We start from the raw sequence: 20,950 nt of genomic DNA, 5'->3' as shown, positions 1-20,950 counted from the left end.
CATTTGTTATTTGTTCACCAGCTTGGCCGGCACGCGCATGATGATGGCCGCGCCGATCACCAGGATGCCGGCCAGCAGGTAGATGGCGATGTCGGTCGACTGCGTCAGGTCCTTGATCGAGCCGATCATGTACGGCGCCGCGAAGCCGGCCAGGTTGCCCACCGAGTTGATGGCGGCGATGCCAGCGGCGGCCGAGACGCCGCCAAGGAAAGCCGTCGGCAAGCTCCAGAACATCGGCGAGGCGGCCAGGATGCCGCCGGCAGCGATCGTCAGGAAGAAGATGGCCCAGCCCGTGTTGTGGGCGCCGGCCAGCGCGCTGCAGACGATGGCGGCGGCGCCGACGACCAGCGGAATGGCCATGTGCCAGCGGCGTTCGCGGTATTTGTCCGAGCTGCGGCCCAGCAGTATCATCGACGCCACGGCCACCGAGTACGGGATCGCCGTGAACAGGCCGATATTGAGCACGCCCGTCACGCCGGCCGCCTTGATCAGGCTGGGCAGCCAGAAGGTCAGCGAATACTGGCCCATCACGCAGCAGAAATAAATCAGGGCCATGCCCCAGATGCGCGGGTCGGCGAACATGGCGCGGATCGACGGGTGCGATACCTTGCCCTGCGCTTCCGTGGCGATGCGCTGCTCGAGGATGACTTTTTCCTCTTCCGTCAGCCACTTCGCGGCGCGGATGCTGTTATCGAGGTAGAACAGCACGGCCACGCCCATCAGCGCGGCGGGAATCGCTTCGAGCACGAACATCCACTGCCAGCCCGCATAACCGTGCCAGCCGGCGAAGGTTTCCATGATCCAGCCCGACAGGGGGCCGCCGATCAGACCCGCCACGGGAATGGCGGCCATGAAGGTGCACACCATGCGCGCGCGGCGCTCGGATGGATACCAGTAGGTCAGATACAGGATGATGCCGGGGAAGAAGCCTGCTTCGGCGATGCCGAGCAGGAAGCGCATGACGTAGAACTGGGTCGGCGTCGTGACGAACATGAAGGCGCCCGAGATGACGGCCCACGTGATCATGATGCGGGCGATCCACACGCGCGCGCCGATCTTGTGCAGCATCACGTTGCTGGGCACTTCGAACAGGAAGTAACCGAGGAAGAACACGCCCGCGCCCAGGCCGTACACGGTTTCGGAAAACCGCAGGTCGGCCAGCATTTGCAGCTTGGCGAAGCCCACGTTGACACGGTCGAGGTAGGCGACGATGTAGCACAGCATGAGGAAGGGAATGATGCGCCAGGTCACCTTGCGGTAGACGGCGTCGTCGATGGTTTTCTGGCTTGCGGCGGCGCCGGCCGGCTGCCCGGGCAATGCTTGTGATACGTCCATGCTTGTCTCCTGATCGCTGGGGGATCGACCGTGCCGGGTTTTTATGGTCCACCGGAGGTGGCTGGCAACTTGTCTAAAATTTGTATGGATGTATATTATGTGTGTGTTTTGTGTGTGTCAAGCTGTATATTCCATATAATGGCAAGCAGGCAAGCCCCATGAAAACCGCTAGCACAAGGATGCACCCGATGGACCGCACGTTCCGCTTTACCCTTCCCCCGCCGGAGCCCGCCGCGGGCAGTTTCACCACCGGCACCCTGGGTGCGCGGGTGGCGGCACGGCTGCGCCAGCAGCTCCACAACGATGGCCTGGCCGGCGGCACGCGCTTGCCGTCGGAGCAGGCGATGGCCAGCCACTTCGGCGTCAGCCGCACGGTGCTGCGCGAAGCCATCGCCCTGCTGCAGGCCGATGGCATCCTCGTTACGCGCAAGGGCAGCGGCACCTTCGTGTGCGCGCAGGATGGCGCGAAGACGGGCGAACGGGGCGATGCGCTGACGGAACAGTCGGTGCAATCGCTGCTGAACCTGATCGAGGTGCGGCAAGGGCTGGAGGCGGAAATCGCCGCGCTGGCGGCCGTGCGGCGCACGCCGGGCCAGCTGGCCGACATCGAGCATGCGCTGCACCGGATCGAGGAAGCCGTGGCGGCCGGCGTCGACGGCGTGGAAGAAGACGTGCGCCTGCACCTGTCGATCGCCGAAGCGACGGGCAACCCTTACTGGCCGAAATTCGTTGCCATGTTTGCCGACCCGATCCGCTCGGCCGTGAAGGTGACGCGCGCGAATGAAGCGCGGCGCACGGACTTTTCCATCGAAGTGCGGCGCGAACATGAAAAGATCGTCCAGGCGATCGCCGATGGCGACCCGCAGCGGGCGCGCCAGGCGGCCATGGAACACATGCAGCACGCGGCCGAGCGCGTGCGCCTGGCCGACCGCGAATTCTGGCGCGGCGACGGCGGCGCATTGGCGCGCACCCTGGGTCGCGATCCCATCATGCAAAAATAAGACCGCTCATCCCCTCCGCCCCTGCTTGCCTATGCTCGCGCTCATCATGTCGAACAGGGTGCGCGACGCGGGCGGCATCGCGTGCTGATGCCGGCTGATCAGGCCCAATGTCCGTTTCACGGCGGGATTGACGAGCGGCACGCCGACCACGGTGCCTTGCCGCTCCGGCAAAATCGACAGCCCCGGCACCGCCGCCACGCCCAAGCCCGACTCCACCAGCGCCAGTATGCCTGACACGTGGTTGATCTCACACGAGATCCACGGGTGCTTTTCCACGCCGGCCAGCGCCGCATCGAGCACGCTGCGGTTGCCGCTCGACTTGGCCACCGAGATATAGCGTTCGTCGACGGTATCCTTCCAGCTCAGCTTCTTGCGCCTGGCCAGCCGGTGATCGTGCCGCATCGCCAGCACGTAGGTCTCGACATAGATGGGCTGGAAATGGATCTCCGGATTTTCCGCGCCCGTGAAGCTGATGCCGAAATCCGCCTCGCCTGTCAGCACGAGGTTGAGCACGTCCTGCGCGCTTTCGTCATGCACGCGCACGCGGATTTTCGGAAACTGCGCGCTGAAGCGCTTGAGCACGTCCGGCAGGAAGTGCCACACGGCCGATGGCACGCAGGCGAACGTCACCGTCCCCGTGCGGTGCGCGGCCAGGTCGGCGACACCGAGCACGGCATCCTCGAGGCCATTGAGCGCATCGCGCACGTTCACCAGAAACACCTGTCCCACATTGGTCAGCTGCACGCGCCGGGTGGTGCGCTCGAACAGCTTGACGCCCAGCGCATCCTCGAGTTTTTCAATGCGGCGGCTCAGTGCCGGCTGCGACAGGAACAGGTCGGCCGCGGCCTGGCGAAAGCTGTTGCGCTCCGCCACGGCCACGAAGGCCTGCAAATCATGAAGTTCGTAATTGATGCGCTGCATGCATTAATCCTCGGAAAAATTGCAATTATCAAATTATGCCATTTCAACGATGATGGGGTCTTAATGCTGAGCCTCGCCAAGAAGGCATCCCCCCCAAAAAAATGGAGACACCATGCGACATTGTTCCACGTTCGCGCTGTTGTTCGCGGCCAGCGGCGCCTGCCTGGGCCAGAGCGGCGCGGTCTTGTATGGCATCGCGGATGCGGGCATCCGTTATGGAAAAGGCTTGAACGCCGCCAACGCACCCACGGCCGCCGGCACCACGCCCGCCGTCAGCAGCGGCATCAACAACACGAGCCGCTGGGGCCTGCGCGGCCAGGAAGACCTCGGCGGCGGCTGGCAGGCGCTGTACCGCCTCGAGGGTGGGCTGAATCTGGACACAGGCAGTGCGGCCAAATCCGACAAGCTGTTCGACCGGCAAGCATGGGTGGGCTTGAAGTCGCCGCTGGGCTCCGTGACCGTGGGCCGCCAGGCGACCTTGCTGGCCGACGCCATCGCGCCGGTGGACCCGCTGGGCATCCGCTACGCCTCGTTCAATCCGAACGTCAACATCACCGGCTTGAGCAACACGGCTTTTGGCCGCCACGCGTTCGGCCAGCAATACGGCAGCAGCGGCTATGCCGACAACTTCTACCGGCTCGACAACATGGTGAAAACCAGCGCCAGCCTCGGGCCGGTGGTGGCGCGCGCCGCCTACTCGTTCGGCGAGGTGGCGGGCGCCACCTCGCCATTGTCGACCTGGGGCGCCGCCCTGACGTACCAGCAGGCGGGGCTGGCCGTCTCCGGTGCGGCGATGCGCTTTCGCAACCGCGACAACCGCAGCCTCGACGCCGCCACCGTGGGCGCCGCTTACAAGGCGGATGCCTGGCAGTTCAAGGCCAATCTCGGCGTCAACCGCGCCGACGTGGGCGCCGGTAAGTCGGTCCGGCAAAGCGTGATATCGGCCGGCGTGGGACGGCAATTGGCGCCGGAGGTGCTGCTCACGACCGCCTACTACAAGGTGCGGCGCGGCGCCACGGGCCACGTCGACGACGGCTTCCAGCGCGCTTTCGCCTACCTGGAAAAAACGCTCTCGCCGCGCTCCACCCTGTACCTCGAATCGGACTACACCTTGTGGCAAGGCGATGCCGCCGGCGTCACGGGAACGCGGGCCAACGACCGCAAAGGCATGGGCTTGACGCTCGGTCTCATGCACAAATTTTAACGACAGGAGAAACAACCATGCTTCAACATACCCTGGTGCGGCGCTCCGCCCCCATCCTGGCCGGCTTCATGCTGCTGGCCGCCGGCGCGGCCCATGCCGCCGACATCCGCGTGGTCAGCTCGGGCGGTTTCGCCCAGGCCTACAAAAACCTGGCGCCCGCCTACGAGCGCGCCAGCGGCGACCATCTGGTCTCCGAATGGGGACCGTCGATGGGCTCCACCAAGAATGCGATCCCGGCGCGCCTGGCGCGCGGCGAGGCGATCGACGTCGTCATCATGGTGGGCGACGCGCTCGACAAACTGATGCAGGAAGGCCGCCTGGTCCCCGGCAGCAAGGTGGTGCTGGCCAATTCACCGATTGCCTGCGCCGTGCGGCGCGGTGCGGCCAAGCCCGACATCAGCACCACCGAGGGCTTGCGCAGCGCTTTCCTGAAGGCGGACAAGGTCGCCTATTCGGACAGCGCCAGCGGCGTCTACATCGAGACGCAGCTGATGAACAAGCTGCAGATTTCGGAGCAGATGCAGGGCAAGGCCGCAAAAATTCCCGCCACCCCCGTCGGCGAAATCATCGCGCATGGCCAGGCCGATTTCGGCTGCCAGCAGCGCAGCGAGCTGCTGCCGGTCGAGGGCATCGATATCGTCGGCCTGCTGCCGCCGGAAGTGCAGAAGATGACGCAGTTTTCGGCGGCGCTGGTCCCGGGCGGCAAACAGCCGGAAGCCGGCCGCGCCCTGCTGCGCTTCCTCGCCTCCCCTGACAACGCCGGCGCGATCGAGGCGACCGGTCTGGAACCGGCAGCGGCGCCAACGCCAGCAATGCACTAGGCGTGCGTCACTCATCTTTCATCAATAGGTAAATCATGGACATTCCCTCCACCGCCGCGCCCATCGCCAGGGCCGCAACGCCGCGCGCGCAAGTGCGCCAGCCCTCGCGCATCGCCACCGTCATCCGGGTGACGAGCGGGAACTTCATCGAAATGTACGATTTTTTCCTGTTCGGCTTTTACGCCACGTACATTGCCAAGGCCTTCTTCCCGGCCACCAGCGAATACGCGGCCCTGATGATGACGTTCGCCACCTTCGGCGCGGGGTTTTTCATGCGGCCGCTGGGCGCCATCATCCTCGGCAGCTATATCGACCGCATCGGCCGCCGCAAGGGCCTGGTGCTGACCCTGGCCATCATGGCTTCCGGCACGGCGCTGATCGCATTCGTGCCCGGCTATGCCACCATCGGATTGCTGGCGCCATTCCTCGTGCTGATCGGGCGTTTGCTGCAAGGCTTTTCCGCCGGCGTGGAGCTGGGCGGCGTGTCCGTCTACCTGTCCGAGATGGCGACACCCGGCAACAAGGGATATTACGTCAGCTGGCAATCGGCCAGCCAGCAGGTGGCCATCATCTTTTCCGCCGCGCTCGGCTACTATCTCAACGAAACCCTGAGCAAGGAATTCATCGCGGACTGGGGCTGGCGCATTCCGTTCTTCATCGGCTGCTCCATCATCCCCGTGGTGTTCTACATCCGCCGTTCGCTGCAGGAGACCGAGGCCTACCTGACGCGCAAGTCCCATCCGACGTTCCGACAAATGCTCAAGACCATCGCCCTCAACTGGCCGCTGGTGGTCACCGGAACGATGCTGATCGTGCTGACGACGGTCGCGTTCTACCTGATCACCGTCTACACGCCGACCTTCGGCAAGAACGTGCTCAAGCTGAGCACCGAGGAAAGCCTGCTCGTTACCTTGTGCATCGGCTTGTCGAACTTCATCTGGCTGCCCGTCATGGGCGCGCTGTCCGACCGGATCGGGCGCTGGCCCATCATGGCCGTATGCTCGGCGCTGACGGTGCTGACCGCGTATCCGACCCTGTCGTGGCTGGTCGCCCATCCCAGTTTCGACCATATGCTGATGGTGGAGTTGTGGCTGTCCTTCCTGTACGGCAGCTACAACGGGGCCACCATCGTCGCGCTGACGGAAATCATCCCGGCCAGCGTCAGGACCACGGGCTTTTCGCTGGCCTACAGCCTGGCCACCGCGCTGTTCGGCGGCATGACGCCGCTGGTGTCGACCTTGCTGATCGAGAGCACCGGCGACAAGGCGGCGCCAGGCTACTGGATGGCGGGCGCCGGCGCCATCAGCCTGGTGGCGACGTGGCTGATCTATCGCGGCATCGTCAGGGAGCGCCATCCGCTCCCGGCGTGATGTTACGGCCAGGCGGGCCGGCGCATGTGGAACAGGCTGTCCGGCCCGATCTCGAAATAATCGGCCGGACCGCCGCCGCGCAAGATCGGCGCGGCGGCTGCCGTGTCGTACACGCCATCGTTGAGCAGGTGGCGCGCGATGTGCACGCCCACCACTTCCCCCAGCACCAGCCAGCTGCCGACAACGTCGCCATTGACGCCTTGCAGCTCGATGATCTGCGTGCGCCGGCATTCGAAGGACACGGGACTTTCGGCCACGCGCGGTACCTTGACGATGCGCGTGGCGGCCGGCGTCAGGCCGGCCAGCGCGAATTCATCGACTTCGGGCGGCGCGGGCGCACAGCTGACATTCATTGCGTCGGCCAGCGGACGCGTTGCCAGGTTCCACACGAATTCGCCCGTCTGTTCGATATTGCGCAAGGTATCCTTGCGGCCGATGCTGGAAAAACCGATCAGCGGCGGATGGTAATTGAAGGCGTTGAAAAAGCTGTACGGCGCCAGATTGAGCACGCCCTCGCTGCTGCGCGAGGCAATCCAGCCGATGGGCCGCGGCCCCACGATGGCGTTGAACGGGTCATGCGGCAGGCCATGGCCCTGCGCAGGTTCATAAAAGTGAATGGGGTCAAGCACGCGCGTTCCTGAAGTCGAAGTTAAAAGCGCCCGGGATGGAACGCCTGGAACGACAGCTTACTGGAATTGCCGCCACCGCGTTGCCAGCCCGCCGGCGCCAGATGCGCTCGCGCACGCATCGAGACAATTGTATGGCGCGCCGCACCATGCCTCGCTTATGATGGGACAACTCAACCCTTATCATTACGCTACCGCCCATGCATACCCTCACGCTGCACCAGAAAGTGTTCCTGCTCCTCTTGAGCATCGTCACCATCGGCTTCGGCTGGATACTGGCGCCGTATGCTGGCGCCATCTTCTGGGGCGTCATCCTGGCGATCCTGTTCGCGCCCGTGTACCGCTGGCTGCTGCTGAAAACCAAGGGACGCGCCGGCCTGGCGTCGCTGCTGACCTTGCTGCTGATCATCGTCATCGTGATCCTGCCGCTGTCGCTCATTTCCGTATCGCTCGTGAACCAGGCGGCCAGCGTCGTGGAAATGGTACGCTCGGGCGAATTCACGGTCGCCATGTTCTTCAATAAAATCATGGCCGTGCTGCCGCAATGGCTGATCAATTTGCTCGACCGCTTCAACCTGACCAGCCTGGCCAGCATGCAGGACAAGCTGGCCGAGGGCGCCAAACAGGTGAGTCAGGTGGTGGCGGTGAAAGCCATCAATGTGGGCCTGTACACCTTCGAATTTCTCACCAGCCTGTGCATCATGCTGTACCTGCTGTTTTTCCTCATGCGCGATGGTTCCGCCCTGTCGGCACGCATCAAGGGCGCAGTGCCGCTGAGCCGCAAGTACAAGCAGCGCCTGTTCACCAATTTCACCACGGTGATCCGCGCCACGGTGAAAGGCAACATCCTCGTGGCGATCGCCCAGGGCGCCCTCGGCGGCCTGGCGTTCTGGTTCCTCGACGTGCCGGCGCCCCTGCTGTGGGCCGTGCTGATGGCTTTCCTGTCGCTGCTGCCGGCCGTCGGCGCCGCCCTCGTCTGGGCACCCGTGGCCGTCTACTTCCTGGCCACGGGCGCCATCTGGCAAGGCGCGGGCCTGGCCGCCTTCGGCGTCTTCGTCATCGGCCTGGTCGACAATGTGCTGCGCCCCATCCTGGTGGGCAAGGACACCAAGATGCCCGACTACGTGGTGCTGCTGTCGACCGTGGGCGGCATGGCCCTGTTTGGCCTGAACGGCTTCGTCATCGGCCCCGTGGTCGCGGCCCTGTTCATCGCCTCGTGGGACCTGTTCGTCTCGGCCAGCGAGTTCCAGGCCGAGGATTGACGGCTTAACAAAATCATCACACAGGCGCATTTTTCAGTACCCTGGGGAGCACAATCCGCGCTCTGCCCGAAACCTGTTTACAGCACTGTTGCAAATTTACATACTGGTGCCACCTTCATCACGCAAGCATGGAACAGATGCGTATCGACCTTGCACGACAGGAGCATGATTTTTCTCTCGGCCGGCGTCCCCAGGGCCCGTACGTCGCCGCGATTATCGTGCTGCACCTGGCGCTGTTCTGGGCCGCCACGCGTCCCGTACACATGAGAATCGGGCACGATGACCGGGTCTGGCTGCAGCTGATGCCGCCACTGCCGCCAATAAGGGCGATCATTCCACCCACCGAGCCCGATCCGGCGCCGGCACGTCCGCCAGCCAGCCCAGCCAGCGCGGCAAGCGTATCGCCAGCGAAGGAGGCGGCGGCATCACAAGACTACGCCGCGCCGTCAGAATCTGCGCCGGCAGAACCCAAAGCCTCCCCCCTCACCCTGGCGCAACAGGCGCTGCAGGCAGCCGGCGCCATCGACCGCCAGCTGCGCGCCGAGCATCCGCAGGAATTCGTGGCGCCGCCCGATACGCCGCAGACGCGCCTGGCAAAGGGATTTGCGGAAGCGCATGCGGCGGTCAAGCCAAAGTGGTTCGAAGCGGCCCGCATCGAGCTGTTCAGCGCGCCAAACGACCCCAAGCGCATCTACCGCGTCATCACGGCAACTGGCGAATACTGCCTCTATTTACCGGACAAAGGCAGCATGTCGCTGAACCTCAGCGCGCGATCCGGCTACGCCGGTTTCGGCGAAGGGACTGCGGCGCCTTGTCCCATCCGGTTTTGACGGCCGGCGGTGCAGCCGCCTCAAATAAAACCTGCGAATCCCGGCGCTGCCAACGACGTCACTTGCGCTTGCAGAATCAGGCAAGAACCGGCAGGCGGCAGAGTGTCCACGGGCACCGGCCAGCCTCGGCAACTATCCACATGAGACCACATTTCATAGCAACTATCATGTTGCAATAGTATACATTTAGCAACAAATGCAAAAATATAGTTTTTGACGCAGCAAGAGCCGCGGCGTAGTGTCGGTCGTCCCGACAACCACGTAATGAGGAGCCTTCCATGGCAAATCCACTGTGCTTAATGATGCCGGTACTACCCGGCACCAACCCGATCTCCATCGCCGCAGCATTGCAGGAATACCAGACGAAGATCAATACCGCCCTCACCGATATCGGTACCGTGCACTTTGCCCGCTTCGTCCTGTTTGACCGCTCCCAGGCCAATCTCTTGCCCAACATTGGCAAAACGGGCACTTCCGATACCCTGATCATCGGCGTGATCACCGAGTACGACGGCAGCTTCAATGGCTACATCGAGGATTTCGTGGCCCAGCTGGGCGAGGTATTCGACGCGCTGCTGCAGTTTGTCGTGGGCGGCAAGGCGCTGATGCCCGTTGCCGACCATGTGGCCGCATTCGAAGCCTTCATCACCGCCAACGACGCCGCGCAGCACGTGCCCAACACGGGCCTGTATAACGCCTATCCGCAGACCGTCCAGCAAATCCTCGCTTCCGTCTAAAGAAAACGCCACGCCGGGGCTGCGCAAGCGGCCCCACCACCCCAGCCCCCGGAGAGACAGCATGGCCGATCCCACCATCGATTACGACGACGTGCAAGGCACGATCCTGCGCGGCTACCGCGTCAACCTGGCGCGCCATTTCATCTTCAGCATCACAGATGCGGCGCAGGCGCGGCGCACCATCGCGGCCCTGCTCGACGGCAGCGACGGGCTGCCGGCCATTACCACCGCGCGCCATATCCATCCCAAGCCGCCCTGCTTCCTGAACCTCAGCTTTACCGCTCCCGGCCTGTCGGCTCTGGGGATAACCGCGGCCGAGCTGGTCACCTTTGACCAGGCATTTCAACGGGGTGCGGCCGATCCGGCCAGCGTCGCCGCCGTGGGCGACGTGGGCGACAGTGCCCCCGAACACTGGCTCGGCAACCTGGGGCCGGCCACCACAGCCGGCCAGGTGCATGCGCTGCTGAGCCTGTGGGTCAGCGAATCGGAGGAAGTGCTACAGGCAACGTCGGCCAAGCTGCGTGGCGCCTTTGCCGCCGGCTGGCATGAACTGTATGCGCACGATGGCGTGGCCCTGCCAGGCAACCGCGTGCATTTCGGCTACCGCGACAACATCGCCCAGCCCGACGTCGATGGCGCCCCGCCGCGCAAGCACGAACGCGCACACGAACCGGATCCGCTCAACAGCGTCAAGACGGGCGAATTCCTGCTTGGCTATCCGAATGAAAACGGCGGCACCTACCAGGTGCAGCCGCCGCAACTGTCCACCAATGGCAGCTATGCCGCCTTCCGCATCCTGGAGCAGGACGTGCCCCTGTTCGACAGTATTCTGAGCCAGGGCGCGGCCAGTTCCGGGCTCAGTACCGAGATGGTGGCCGCGAAGATGTGCGGACGCTGGCGCAACGGCAATCCGCTCGTGCTCAGCCCGGACGAACCGGGGCCTGTGCTGCCGGACGCCAGCCTGAACCACTTTCACTATGTCGATGCGCAGCCCGAACTGGACGACACGCTGGGCCTGAAATGCCCGATCGGCGCGCATATCCGGCGCAACAACCCGCGCGACGAAGGCGTCGTGGGCACCTCGGCCCGCCACCACCGCATCGTGCGGCGCGCCATGCCCTACGGCAGCGAATACGATCCGGTGACACCCATCGCAGAGCAGCGGGGACTGGTCGGCTATTTCATCAACGCCAACCTGCGCAATCAATTCGAGTTCCTGATGCAGCAATGGAACGATGACGCTACCTTCGTCAAATCGGCCGTCGGCCCGGCCGGTCCCGAGGCGGGCAATGCCACGCTCAACATCAGCGGCCAGGACGTGTTCCTGGGAATCAACGACCCGAGCGTCAGCTCCTTCACCTTGCCCGGCGTGGGCGCCAAGGGCAGCGGCAATACGAAACTGCAACATTTCTCGCGCAGCGTCATCACGCGCGGCGGCGTGTATTGCTTCTTCCCCAGCATCACGGGATTGCGCTACCTGGCAAACCTGAGTTAGGCGGCGGGCGGGCCTCAGATGCAAGCGGAACGGCCCGGACCGCTTGCATTGATCCTGTCATTGCACTATCGTTGCCACACGCGTGTGTTGCCAACCTTGCACAGGAGATTCCACCGTGTCGCTGATCCTCTACGGCCATCCCTTTTCCTCGTACACGCAAAAGGTGCTCATCGCCCTGTACGAAAACGCCATACCGTTCGATTTCCGCTGCCTGGCGCCGGACATGCCCGAGCACTTGCGGCAGTGGCTGGAGCGCTGGCCGCTGCGCAAATTCCCGCTGCTGGTGGACGGGGAGCGCAACGTCGCCGAGACCAGCATCATCATCGAATACCTGCAACTGGCCCATTCGGGCCCCCTGCGCCTGCTGCCGGACGACGCCATGAAGGCGCTGGACGTGCGTTTTCTCGAGCGCTATTTCGACCTGCACGTCATGACACCGGTGCAGCATGCCGTCGGCGCCGCCTTGAGCGGCGACCCGGCGAAGACCGAGGAAGGCCGCGCGTTTGCCGGAGACAAGCTGGACCTCGCCTACGCCTGGCTGGAAACCCACCTGGCCGGCAAGACGTGGGCCGCCGGCGACCACTTTACGCTGGCCGACTGCGCCGCCGCGCCCTCGCTGTTCTATGCGGACTGGACGCAGCCGATTCCCGCGACGCTGCCCCTGCTGCGCGCCTACCGCGCGCGCCTGCTGGCCCGCCCGTCGTTCGCCCGCGCGGTGGAAGAGGCGCGCCCGTACCGCCACCTCTTCCCCCTGGGCGCGCCGCAGCGAGATTGACCCTGTTCAGGCAAACACGGGGCGGAAGAAACTGCGCTCATAGCTGACGATGCAGCGCGTCTCTTCCGCGTAACGGAAGGCGGCCTGGCATTCGGCGTCCTGCATCGAGTCGCTGCGGTATTGCTCGTACAGGGCCAGGCTGGGGAACGAGAACATGGCCAGCGCCACGTTGCTGGCGCCTTCCGATGGCAAAAAGTAGCCGTGGTGCTGGCCGCCGAAGCGTTCGACCAGCGGTATCCACAGCTTGCCGTAGGCTTCGAATTCCCGCAATTTGTACGGGTCGATGATGTAACGCAGGTAACAGGTGATCATGTATTTTCCTTGTGAACGTTCAGATCCATCAGCATGCCAGATTCCCAGGAACCGATGGCGGCCAATGGCGGGCCAGGCAAAAAGTCCAGCGCGCAGGGATACGCAAAATCTTCCTGCGCCAGGACGTTTAACCCGGGCCAGGCGTAGAACAGCAGCTTGCCCCTGCCGACGCGTCCCAGCGCGCTGCCGTCGGGCAGCCAGCGCAAGGCGTCGCCCGTGCCGGCGCCCGCTTCCACGGGCGCCGTGGCCAGCAGGCGGCCATCGTCCATCGCATGCACGGACAGATACTCGTCGCCGCCCGCGTAATGCAGCACGGCCAGGCGCTCGCCATCGGGCGATGGGGCGCACGACGCCAGCTTGGGCAGCGACAGCACCTTGCGCCCGCCTCCCGCTTGCAATGGCCAATCCCACACGCTGCAGTAGTCGGGCGGCTGCACCTGCCCTTCCTCCACCGACTTGATGCCATGCAGGACCAGCAAACGCCGCCCGCCATCGATGGCATAGATTGCGCGCAGCATTTCGCCAGGGTGCTCGTGCATGAACAGCAGGTCGCCCGTCTGCGCGTCGCGCACGCGCAGACGGCCATCCCAACCGCCATCGGCAAGATACCGGCCGCATGGCGACCACGCGGGGCCGCAGCCTTCGCCATCCTTTTTGTTCTGAAAGTTCAGCAGCACCTGGCCCGCCTGCGCATCCACCACGGCCTGCAGGCCCGTCGTGCTCTTGATGGCCAGCCGGCCGCCGTCGGGCGAGAACGCCATGCTGGAACAATGGGCGATGAATGTGCCGCGCCACAGTTTCTGGCGTGCCGCCACATCCCACAGGACCAGGTCGCGCCCCAGCACGGCCAGGCGCGCGCCATCGGGCGAAAACCGCACACCGTAGGCGCAGCCCAGCTTCAAGGGCTTCGGCCTTGCCGTCATGGGCGCGCCAGGCGGTACACGACGCTATCGATATCGTAATGGCGCTCCATGCCCGCGTACCGCATGCCCAGGCGCGTCATGACCTTGATCGAGGCCGCGTTGTCCGGGTGCGCCACGGCCACCACTTCGGGCGCGCCGACGACGTCGAACGCATGCGCGACGATGGCGGCCGCCGCCTCGCTGGCATAGCCCTGGCCCCAGCCCGTGCGGGCCAGACGCCAGCCGATTTCGTGCGGCTTGCTCTTGTCGCCATCGAGATGCTGCAGGCAGGCCATGCCCACCATCTCGCCATCATCGAGGCGTATCAGCGCCCACCAGGAATAGCCCCACTCGGCCCAGCGGCCCGTGACGCGCTTGACGGCGGCGCGCGTGTCCTCTTCCTTTTCGGGCTGGCCCGCGTTCAGGTAGGTCATCACCTCGGGATCGGTGTTGAGCGTGCGCATGCGCTCGTAATGGTTTTCCGTGATCGGTTCCAGGCGCAGGCGCGCCGTCGTCAGTATGGTCATCGCATTTCCTTGGACGAAAAAAAAGACGATACACGATCGTCTTTTTTTTGCAAGCGCGCACGCAATTACTTGCCTGCTTCGCCCTTCTTGATCCACGCCGCCAGCTGGTGCGGGCGCAAGCCGTCGTAGTCTTCGAACGGCTGGTGGATCCACGGATTGTGCGGCAATTCGTCGAGGAAGTAGTCGGGACGCACGACGGAGCAGCCCTTCAGCCAGATCACGGCCGATTTGACTTCGGTCACGTCAGGGAAGTTTTCCTTCAGGTGACGCGTGACCTTGTCCAGCGTGACGCCCGAATCGGCCAGGTCGTCGACCAGCAGGATGCGGCCGGCCAGCGGGCCCTTGGTCATGGTCATGTACTTGGCGATATCGAGGTCGCCGCGCACCGTGCCCGCGTCTTCGCGGTAGGAGCTGGTCGACAGGATGGCCAGTGGCAAGTCAAAAATGCGCGAGAACACGTCGCCGGGACGCACGCCGCCGCGCGCCAGGCACAATACCTGGTCGAATTTCCAGCCCGATTCGTAGACCTTGAGCGCCAGGCGCTCGATCAGGCGGTGGTATTCTTCCCAGTTGACCCAGAGGTGTTGATCGTTCGATTGTGGGGTAGTCATGATAGTGGAATCTTATTATTAGCGTGATTAAAAAAATCCGCCTTGCGGCGGATTGTGTCCAGCAGCTTACTCGAATGGGTGACGCAGCACGATCGTTTCTTCACGATCCGGACCGGTCGAAACCATGTCCACCGGTACGCCGACCAGTTCTTCGATGCGCTTGATGTAAGCGCGCGCCGTTGCCGGCAGCGCCGCCAGCGATTTCGCGCCGACCGTGCTTTCCGTCCAGCCTGGCATCTCTTCGTACACAGGCACGCAACGGGCGGCTTCTTCGGCGCCCGACGGGAAGATGTCCGTGGCTACGCCGTCGATGGTGTAGCCGGTGCACAGTTTCAGCGTTTCGATACCGTCCAGCACATCCAGCTTGGTCAGGCACATGCCCGTCACGCCGTTGATCTGCACGGAGCGGCGCAGCAAGGCGGCGTCGAACCAGCCGCAGCGGCGGGCGCGGCCCGTCACGGTGCCAAATTCATGGCCGACTTGCGCCAGGTGGTGGCCGACGCCCGCATCCGTTGGCAGTTCCGAAGGAAACGGGCCTGAACCGACGCGCGTCGTGTAAGCCTTGGTGATGCCCATGATGTAGTGCAGCATGCCAGGACCCACGCCCGAACCGGCGGCGGCATTGCCGGCCACGCAGTTCGACGAGGTGACGAATGGGTAGGTGCCGTGGTCGACGTCGAGCAGGGAACCCTGCGCGCCTTCGAACAGCAGGTTCGCGCCGGCCTTGTGCGCCTTGTACAGCGCGCTCGACACGTCGGTGACCATCGGACGCAGACGCGGCACATAGGCCAGCGCGTCGTCGAGGGTCTTCTGATAGTCGACTTTCGGCGCCTTCAGGTAGTTTTCCAGCACGAAGTTGTGGTAATCGAGGTTTTCGGCCAGCTTTTCGGCAAAGCGCTTCTCGTTCAGCAGGTCGGCGATACGGATCGCGCGGCGCGCCACTTTGTCTTCGTAAGCCGGGCCGATGCCCTTGCCGGTGGTGCCGATCTTCGCATCGCCACGCTTGGCTTCACGCGCCAGGTCGATCGCGGTGTGGTAAGGCAGGATCACGGGCGCCGCGTCCGACACTTTCAGGCGCGAAGCGACTTCGACGCCGACGGCTTCGAGCTTGTCGATTTCGCGCAGCACGTCCGGCACGGAAACGACCACGCCGTTACCGATGTAGCAGGCGACGCCTGGACGCATGATGCCCGACGGGATCAGCTGCAGCGCGGTTTTAACGCCGCCGATGACCAGCGTGTGGCCTGCATTGTGGCCGCCCTGGAAGCGCACCACACCCTGGGCGTGATCGGTCAACCAATCGACGATCTTGCCTTTACCTTCATCGCCCCATTGGGTGCCGATGACAACGACGTTCTTTGCCATAATTTTCTTTGACATCACTTAACCTAAGTTTTTAAGAATCCAGCTACTACCATTATCGGCAAGTACCAGCACGCGATCGCACTCGAACTCGTCTTGTTCATTACTGTGACCCGGCATACTCTGGATCACGACCTCGCCCGCCTTGCGCAACTCGGCGATTTTTTCCTTCAATTCTGGCGCGCTGCCCCACGGCGCGCGGATCGAATGCTTCCGTTCCGCGGTCGGCAACAGGCGCGCCAGTTCGCGCAAATCGAGCGAGAAGCCGGTCGCGGGACGTGCCCGGCCGAACGCTTCGCCGACGTGGTCATAACGGCCGCCGCGCGCAACCGCGTTCGGCAAGCCAGGTACATACAGCGCAAACATCGCGCCACTTTCATATTGGTAGCCGCGCAGGTCGGCCAGGTCGATCGCCACTTCGGCGCGGCCCAGGGCAGATCCTGCCAGCGCGGCCAGTTCGGCCAGCGCCTTCAACACGCCCGGCAACGGCGGCAGCACTTCGCGCGCACGCGCCAGCACGTCGATGTCGCCATACAGATTCGGCAAGGCCAGCAGCGCATCGCGCGTGACGGCATCGTAGGATGCGGTCAGGGCGCGCAGGCCCGGCGCATCTTTCGCGCGCAGCAGGGCGTACAGCGCAGCTTCGTCGCGCTCGGCGGCGGCGTCTTGCGCAATGATAGCGCGCAACAGGCCGACGTGCGACAAATCCAGGCGGACGCTATCGAAACCGGCCAGGGCCAGCGAAGCGAGCGCCAGTTCCTGGATCTCGGCATCGGCTTCCAGGCCGGCGTGGCCATAGATTTCGGCGCCGATCTGCAGCGGTTCGCGGGTGGCGTGCAGACCCGACGGACGGGTATGCAGCACGCTGCCGGCGTAGCACAGGCGGGTCACGGTGGCGCGGTTCAGCAGATGCGCGTCGATGCGCGCCACTTGCGTCGTCATGTCGGCGCGCAGGCCGAGCATGCGGCCCGACAGCTGGTCGACCAGTTTGAACGTGCGCAGGTCGGTATCCTTGCCAGCGCCGGTCATCAGCGATTCCAGATACTCGAGCAGCGGCGGCATCACCAGTTCATATCCGTACAGACGGAAATTATCCAGCATGAGGCGGCGCAGCTCTTCGATCTTGCGCGCTTCCGACGGCAGAACATCGGCAATATTTTCGGGCAAAAGCCAATTCGGCATGAGGGAGCGAGATACGGAAGAAAGTTGAAAAAATGCATCATGCGAGGCAGCGGCGGGCGCGCCAGGCAAGAGGCCGAACCTGATATTTTACGCGAAAACACGGGCCTTTAGGGATAAGTTGTCCGAAACGCTGCCGCACAGCCCCAAAAACAGGGAATTTTACGCCTTCCCGCAACAGCCTGGCGGGCACAAAAAAACGGGGCCGGCATCGATGCCGGCCCCGCTGCTACTGCCCCGTCGTTGCGAACGGGGGCAGTGTCGATGCTGCCTTACTTCTTGGACGGAGCGGCCGTGCCGTTACCCTTGAAGTACTTGAAGAATTCCGAACTCGGATCGACCACCATCACGTCGCCCTTGTCCTTGAACGTGGCGCGGTAGGCTTCCAGGCTGCGATAGAACTTGTAGAACTCCGGATTCTTGCCAAACGCTTCCGCGTAGATCTGCGATGCCTTGGCGTCGCCCTCGCCGCGGATCTTCTCGGCTTCGCGGTACGCTTCGGCCAGGATCACCGTGCGCTGCTTGTCGGCGTCGGCGCGGATTTTCTCGGAGTCGGCCGAACCGGTCGAACGCAGCTCATTGGCCACGCGCACGCGCTCGGACTTCATGCGCTCGTACACGGAATTGTTGATCTGCTCGACGTAATCTACACGCTTCAGGCGCACGTCGACGATTTCCACGCCGATGGCTTTCGCTTCCGCCGAGACCTTCGCCAGGATCGCTTCCATCACCTTGCCGCGCTGGCCCGAGATCACTTCGCGCACGGTGCGCTTGGTGATTTCATCGTTCAGCGCCGCCTTGACGATTTGCGACATGCGGTTGCGAGCCGGCTTTTCATCGCCGCCGAAACTGCGGAAATACAGGCGCGGGTCGGCGATGCGCCATTTCACGTAGGCGTCGACGAGGATGTTCTTCTTCTCGGCAGTGATGAAGCGTTCCGGTTCCGGCGTATCCAAGGTCAGGATGCGCTTGTCCAGGTACAGCACGTTCTGGAACGGCGGCGGCAGCTTGAAGTACAGGCCCGGCGTGCTGATGACTTCCTTGACTTCGCCGAGGGCGAAGACGACCGCATACTTACGCTGGTCGACCACGAACACGGTCGAGGACAAGAGCATGATCGCGATAAAGCCCGCGATCAGGGCGGCTACGATACGGTTCATTAGCGGCTCTCCCGTTCACGCGAAGAGCGGCTGTCGCGGCGCTGATTGACTTCTACTGTCGGCATGGCTTCCTGTGGCAAAACGGTGTTGGCTGCGGGTGTCGCGGCAGCACGGGCGGCAGCGTCGGTGGCAGCCGTCTGGGCGATCAGCTTGTCGAGCGGCAGGTACAGCAGATTGCTGCCCGTCTTCGCGTCGACCATGACCTTGCTGGCGCTGCTGAACACTTGCTGCATCGTTTCCAGGTACATGCGGTCGCGCGTGACGACTGGTGCCTTCTGGTACTCGACCAGCACCTGCTTGAAGCGCGAAGCATTACCTGCCGCGTTCTCGGTCACCATCGCGCTGTACGCGGCGGCTTCTTCCATCAGACGGAAAGCGGCGCCGCGGGCTTTTGGAATGACGTCGTTGGCGTAAGCCTGGCCTTCATTCTTCTGGCGCTCGCGGTCCTGGCCTGCCTTGACGGCGTCGTCGAAGGCGGCTTGCACCTGCTCCGGCGGCTGCACGGCCTGCATTGTCACGTTGGTGATGACGGCGCCGACCTTGTAGCGGTCGAGAATCTGCTGCATCAGCTGCTGCGTATCGTACGCCACCTTTTCGCGGCCCTCGTACAGCACGAAGTCCATCTTGCTGCGGCCGACCACTTCGCGGATCGCCGTTTCGGCGACCTGGCGCAGGGTGTCTTCCTGGTCGCGCGTGTTGAACAGCCACGCCACGGGATCTTTCAGGGTGTATTGCACCGCGAACTGGATGTCGATGATGTTTTCATCGTCCGTCAGCATCAGCGATTCGCTGGCCTGCTTGTTGCGCAGCGACTGGCGGTAACCCACTTCCACCGTACGCACTTGCGACACGTTGACGGTTTCGTCGGTCTGGAACGGGTACGGCCAGCGCCAGTTGAAACCGGCAGGCGTGGTGTGGCTGTACTTGCCGAACGTGAGCACGACGCCGTTCTGGCCCTCTTGCACGATGAAGGCGCCGCTGGCGAGCCAGATGAAGACGGCGATCACGCCGACCACGCCGGCGGTGATGCCGGCGCCCTTCATGTCGGGACGCGGACCACCGCCACCGCCGTTGTTATTGCCGCCGTTGTCGGGACGGTTCTTCTGTCCGAAAAAGGCGTTCAGGCGCTGATTGAAATCGCGCCACAACTGATCGAGGTCCGGCGGACCTTCGCCGGGCTTTTTGCCTTCTTGGGCTTTCTTGCCGTCGTCCTTGCGATTGCCCCAGCGGGGATCGTTCAGGGACAACTTCAAGCCTGTTTTTTTGAGTAGGGAGACAAGCATAACTATCGTGTTCCGACTTGGGAGTGGGTGGAAATCCTATCGTCCTCGCCAGGCTCTTCGTCCTGGTCCGGGGCGGCGCCATCGTGCTGGTCGTACTGACCGTCCAACTGATCTTCCTGCGGTGCTTCGTCGTTCTGATACAGGTGGGCCGAACCGGGCGCCTTCCTGGCCATCTCGACGATCGCATCGCGCAGCAGGTCGAGCCCGCTGCCCTTCTGCGCACTGACGAACACGCGACTGATCGTAGCATATTCGTCGCGCTCCACCGAAGGCTCCAGCCCGGCCGCATCGATCTTGTTCCACACGAGAATTTGCGGAATATGATCGGCGCCGATCTCTTTCAAGACCAGGTTGACCTGCTCGATCTGTTCCATGCGCACCGGCGACGCGGCGTCGACGACATGCAGCAGCAAATCGGCATGGATGGTTTCTTCGAGCGTGGCGCGGAATGCGGCCACCAGCTGATGCGGCAATTCGCGCACGAAGCCGACCGTGTCGGAGATCACCACGTTGCCCACTTCCTGCCCCAGGTAAACCCGGCGCGAGGTGGTGTCGAGGGTGGCGAACAACTGGTCGGCGACATACACGCCGGCCTTGGTCACGGCATTGAACAGGGTCGACTTGCCGGCATTGGTATAGCCGACCAGGGACACCGAGAATGTGTGATTGCGGCCGCGCGCGCGGCGCTGCGTTTCGCGCTGCTTGTGCAGCTTTTCCAGACGGGCGCGCAAGGCCTTGACGCGCTCGCCAATCAGCCGGCGGTCGGTCTCGAGCTGCGTCTCGCCGGGACCGCGCAAGCCGATACCGCCCTTTTGCCGCTCAAGGTGGGTCCAGCCGCGGATCAGGCGCGTGGCCAGATGCTGCAACTGGGCCAGCTCGACTTGCAGCTTGCCCTCGTGGCTCTTGGCGCGTTGCGCGAAGATGTCGAGGATCAGGCTGGTACGGTCGAGCACGCGCACGTTCAGGCGTTTTTCCAGATTGCGCTGCTGGGCAGGCGAGAGGGCGTGATTGAAGATGACGATTTCCAGGCCATCGTTGACGACGACGTCGCCAATTTCATCGGCCTTGCCGCTGCCGACGAAATACGCGGAATCGGGACTGGAACGCTTGGCCGTAATGGTGGAAATCGGGTCCGCGCCAGCAGAACGCGACAACAGCATGAGTTCCTCCATGCTGGCGGCGAAGTCGCTGTGACCGAAGTCAACTCCGACTAGTGCCGCGCGCATGATGGCATCTG

The 20,950-nt window shown here is 63.7% G+C and carries 21 protein-coding genes; 9 read left to right on the top strand and 12 right to left on the bottom strand.

Features of this window, described 5'->3' with window-relative positions; genetic code table 11:
• Positions 1-6 precede the first annotated feature (6 nt).
• Positions 7-1,335, bottom strand: coding sequence for an MFS transporter (locus tag ACQ4WO_RS05390; protein WP_436480507.1), 1,329 nt, complete (start codon positions 1,333-1,335; stop codon positions 7-9).
• Between the two features lie 158 nt (positions 1,336-1,493).
• Here ACQ4WO_RS05390 and ACQ4WO_RS05385 point away from each other — a divergent pair, with 158 nt between their 5' ends.
• Complete coding sequence (locus ACQ4WO_RS05385; protein WP_436480506.1) at positions 1,494-2,336, top strand: FadR/GntR family transcriptional regulator; 843 nt, start codon at positions 1,494-1,496, stop codon at positions 2,334-2,336.
• 6 nt (positions 2,337-2,342) lie between these two features.
• On the opposite strand, the gene ACQ4WO_RS05380 is transcribed toward ACQ4WO_RS05385, so the two are convergent.
• Positions 2,343-3,257 carry a LysR family transcriptional regulator gene (locus ACQ4WO_RS05380; protein WP_338679345.1) on the bottom strand — a complete coding sequence of 305 codons (915 nt, stop codon included), beginning with the start codon at positions 3,255-3,257 and terminating at the stop codon, positions 2,343-2,345.
• A 112-nt stretch (positions 3,258-3,369) separates the two neighbouring features.
• Here ACQ4WO_RS05380 and ACQ4WO_RS05375 point away from each other — a divergent pair, with 112 nt between their 5' ends.
• The 3 genes from ACQ4WO_RS05375 to ACQ4WO_RS05365 are packed head-to-tail and all read left to right on the top strand — an operon-like array spanning position 3,370 to position 6,652.
• Positions 3,370-4,461, top strand: a complete 1,092-nt coding sequence (locus tag ACQ4WO_RS05375) for a porin (protein WP_436480505.1) — start codon at positions 3,370-3,372, stop codon at positions 4,459-4,461.
• Positions 4,462-4,478: 17 nt separating this feature from the next.
• Positions 4,479-5,282, top strand: coding sequence for a substrate-binding domain-containing protein (locus ACQ4WO_RS05370; RefSeq protein ID WP_436480504.1), 804 nt, complete (start codon positions 4,479-4,481; stop codon positions 5,280-5,282).
• Positions 5,283-5,317: 35 nt separating this feature from the next.
• Positions 5,318-6,652: an MFS transporter gene (locus ACQ4WO_RS05365; RefSeq protein WP_436480503.1), complete on the top strand. Its 1,335-nt coding sequence runs from the start codon at positions 5,318-5,320 to the stop codon at positions 6,650-6,652.
• A 2-nt stretch (positions 6,653-6,654) separates the two neighbouring features.
• On the opposite strand, the gene ACQ4WO_RS05360 is transcribed toward ACQ4WO_RS05365, so the two are convergent.
• Positions 6,655-7,281 carry a flavin reductase family protein gene (locus tag ACQ4WO_RS05360; protein WP_436480502.1) on the bottom strand — a complete coding sequence of 209 codons (627 nt, stop codon included), beginning with the start codon at positions 7,279-7,281 and terminating at the stop codon, positions 6,655-6,657.
• 197 nt (positions 7,282-7,478) lie between these two features.
• On the opposite strand from ACQ4WO_RS05360, the gene ACQ4WO_RS05355 reads away from it, so the two are divergent.
• From ACQ4WO_RS05355 to ACQ4WO_RS05335, 5 genes are all read left to right on the top strand, one after another.
• Positions 7,479-8,540 (top strand): AI-2E family transporter, encoded by a 1,062-nt coding sequence (locus tag ACQ4WO_RS05355; protein WP_436480501.1) that lies wholly within the window; start codon positions 7,479-7,481, stop codon positions 8,538-8,540.
• Positions 8,541-8,677: 137 nt separating this feature from the next.
• Positions 8,678-9,370: a hypothetical protein gene (locus tag ACQ4WO_RS05350; RefSeq protein ID WP_436480500.1), complete on the top strand. Its 693-nt coding sequence runs from the start codon at positions 8,678-8,680 to the stop codon at positions 9,368-9,370.
• A 278-nt stretch (positions 9,371-9,648) separates the two neighbouring features.
• Complete coding sequence (locus ACQ4WO_RS05345; RefSeq protein ID WP_139089958.1) at positions 9,649-10,107, top strand: hypothetical protein; 459 nt, start codon at positions 9,649-9,651, stop codon at positions 10,105-10,107.
• Between the two features lie 61 nt (positions 10,108-10,168).
• The gene (locus ACQ4WO_RS05340; protein ID WP_436480499.1) at positions 10,169-11,602 is read left to right on the top strand and encodes a Dyp-type peroxidase; all 1,434 of its coding nucleotides are present in this window, start codon (positions 10,169-10,171) and stop codon (positions 11,600-11,602) included.
• Positions 11,603-11,717: 115 nt separating this feature from the next.
• Positions 11,718-12,377, top strand: coding sequence for a glutathione S-transferase family protein (locus ACQ4WO_RS05335; protein WP_436480498.1), 660 nt, complete (start codon positions 11,718-11,720; stop codon positions 12,375-12,377).
• 6 nt (positions 12,378-12,383) lie between these two features.
• Here ACQ4WO_RS05335 and ACQ4WO_RS05330 read toward each other — a convergent pair whose 3' ends face one another.
• The 9 genes from ACQ4WO_RS05330 to hflX form a co-directional block, all read right to left on the bottom strand.
• Positions 12,384-12,689, bottom strand: coding sequence for an NIPSNAP family protein (locus ACQ4WO_RS05330; protein WP_034752016.1), 306 nt, complete (start codon positions 12,687-12,689; stop codon positions 12,384-12,386).
• The gene (locus tag ACQ4WO_RS05325) at positions 12,686-13,612 is read right to left on the bottom strand and encodes a WD40 repeat domain-containing protein (protein ID WP_436480497.1); all 927 of its coding nucleotides are present in this window, start codon (positions 13,610-13,612) and stop codon (positions 12,686-12,688) included. The genes ACQ4WO_RS05330 and ACQ4WO_RS05325 overlap by 4 nt, the downstream gene beginning before the upstream one ends.
• On the bottom strand, positions 13,609-14,118 hold the full coding sequence (locus tag ACQ4WO_RS05320; protein ID WP_436480496.1) for a GNAT family N-acetyltransferase: 510 nt from the start codon (positions 14,116-14,118) through the stop codon (positions 13,609-13,611). The genes ACQ4WO_RS05325 and ACQ4WO_RS05320 overlap by 4 nt, the downstream gene beginning before the upstream one ends.
• Before the next feature lie 65 nt (positions 14,119-14,183).
• On the bottom strand, positions 14,184-14,729 hold the full coding sequence (locus ACQ4WO_RS05315; protein ID WP_034752020.1) for a phosphoribosyltransferase: 546 nt from the start codon (positions 14,727-14,729) through the stop codon (positions 14,184-14,186).
• Positions 14,730-14,795: 66 nt separating this feature from the next.
• Positions 14,796-16,109: an adenylosuccinate synthase gene (locus ACQ4WO_RS05310; RefSeq protein WP_034752021.1), complete on the bottom strand. Its 1,314-nt coding sequence runs from the start codon at positions 16,107-16,109 to the stop codon at positions 14,796-14,798.
• Between the two features lie 3 nt (positions 16,110-16,112).
• A complete protein-coding gene (locus tag ACQ4WO_RS05305; protein ID WP_034752022.1) occupies positions 16,113-17,273 on the bottom strand; it encodes an ATP phosphoribosyltransferase regulatory subunit in 1,161 nt (386 codons plus the stop codon).
• 269 nt (positions 17,274-17,542) lie between these two features.
• Positions 17,543-18,430, bottom strand: coding sequence for a protease modulator HflC (gene hflC / locus ACQ4WO_RS05300; RefSeq protein WP_101482164.1), 888 nt, complete (start codon positions 18,428-18,430; stop codon positions 17,543-17,545).
• Complete coding sequence (gene hflK / locus ACQ4WO_RS05295) at positions 18,430-19,713, bottom strand: FtsH protease activity modulator HflK (protein WP_128142408.1); 1,284 nt, start codon at positions 19,711-19,713, stop codon at positions 18,430-18,432. Before hflK ends, hflC begins: the two co-directional genes overlap by 1 nt.
• Positions 19,714-19,715: 2 nt before the next feature.
• On the bottom strand, positions 19,716-20,939 hold the full coding sequence (gene hflX / locus ACQ4WO_RS05290) for a GTPase HflX (protein WP_436480495.1): 1,224 nt from the start codon (positions 20,937-20,939) through the stop codon (positions 19,716-19,718).
• Positions 20,940-20,950: the final 11 nt, after the last annotated feature.

The organism is Janthinobacterium aestuarii (genome assembly GCF_051380835.1).
GTDB lineage: Bacteria > Pseudomonadota > Gammaproteobacteria > Burkholderiales > Burkholderiaceae_D > Janthinobacterium > Janthinobacterium aestuarii.
Note: the sequence above shows the minus strand (reverse complement) of the source record. Positions and strands in the feature narration are given on the sequence as shown.

Bases quoted from the DNA above. Each gene is read 5' to 3' on its own strand.
- ACQ4WO_RS05305 (WP_034752022.1), bottom strand. From the start codon at position 17,273: ATGCCGAATTGGCTTTTGCCCGAAAATATTGCCGATGTTCTGCCGTCG.
- ACQ4WO_RS05340 (WP_436480499.1), top strand. From the start codon at position 10,169: ATGGCCGATCCCACCATCGATTACGACGACGTGCAAGGCACGATCCTG.
- ACQ4WO_RS05345 (WP_139089958.1), top strand. From the start codon at position 9,649: ATGGCAAATCCACTGTGCTTAATGATGCCGGTACTACCCGGCACCAAC.
- ACQ4WO_RS05390 (WP_436480507.1), bottom strand. From the start codon at position 1,335: ATGGACGTATCACAAGCATTGCCCGGGCAGCCGGCCGGCGCCGCCGCA.
- ACQ4WO_RS05315 (WP_034752020.1), bottom strand. From the start codon at position 14,729: ATGACTACCCCACAATCGAACGATCAACACCTCTGGGTCAACTGGGAA.
- hflK (WP_128142408.1), bottom strand. From the start codon at position 19,713: ATGCTTGTCTCCCTACTCAAAAAAACAGGCTTGAAGTTGTCCCTGAAC.
- ACQ4WO_RS05320 (WP_436480496.1), bottom strand. From the start codon at position 14,118: ATGACCATACTGACGACGGCGCGCCTGCGCCTGGAACCGATCACGGAA.
- ACQ4WO_RS05380 (WP_338679345.1), bottom strand. From the start codon at position 3,257: ATGCAGCGCATCAATTACGAACTTCATGATTTGCAGGCCTTCGTGGCC.
- ACQ4WO_RS05370 (WP_436480504.1), top strand. From the start codon at position 4,479: ATGCTTCAACATACCCTGGTGCGGCGCTCCGCCCCCATCCTGGCCGGC.
- ACQ4WO_RS05310 (WP_034752021.1), bottom strand. From the start codon at position 16,109: ATGTCAAAGAAAATTATGGCAAAGAACGTCGTTGTCATCGGCACCCAA.
- hflX (WP_436480495.1), bottom strand. From the start codon at position 20,939: ATGCGCGCGGCACTAGTCGGAGTTGACTTCGGTCACAGCGACTTCGCC.
- ACQ4WO_RS05375 (WP_436480505.1), top strand. From the start codon at position 3,370: ATGCGACATTGTTCCACGTTCGCGCTGTTGTTCGCGGCCAGCGGCGCC.
- ACQ4WO_RS05355 (WP_436480501.1), top strand. From the start codon at position 7,479: ATGCATACCCTCACGCTGCACCAGAAAGTGTTCCTGCTCCTCTTGAGC.
- ACQ4WO_RS05350 (WP_436480500.1), top strand. From the start codon at position 8,678: ATGCGTATCGACCTTGCACGACAGGAGCATGATTTTTCTCTCGGCCGG.
- ACQ4WO_RS05385 (WP_436480506.1), top strand. From the start codon at position 1,494: ATGAAAACCGCTAGCACAAGGATGCACCCGATGGACCGCACGTTCCGC.
- ACQ4WO_RS05325 (WP_436480497.1), bottom strand. From the start codon at position 13,612: ATGACGGCAAGGCCGAAGCCCTTGAAGCTGGGCTGCGCCTACGGTGTG.
- ACQ4WO_RS05365 (WP_436480503.1), top strand. From the start codon at position 5,318: ATGGACATTCCCTCCACCGCCGCGCCCATCGCCAGGGCCGCAACGCCG.
- hflC (WP_101482164.1), bottom strand. From the start codon at position 18,430: ATGAACCGTATCGTAGCCGCCCTGATCGCGGGCTTTATCGCGATCATG.
- ACQ4WO_RS05330 (WP_034752016.1), bottom strand. From the start codon at position 12,689: ATGATCACCTGTTACCTGCGTTACATCATCGACCCGTACAAATTGCGG.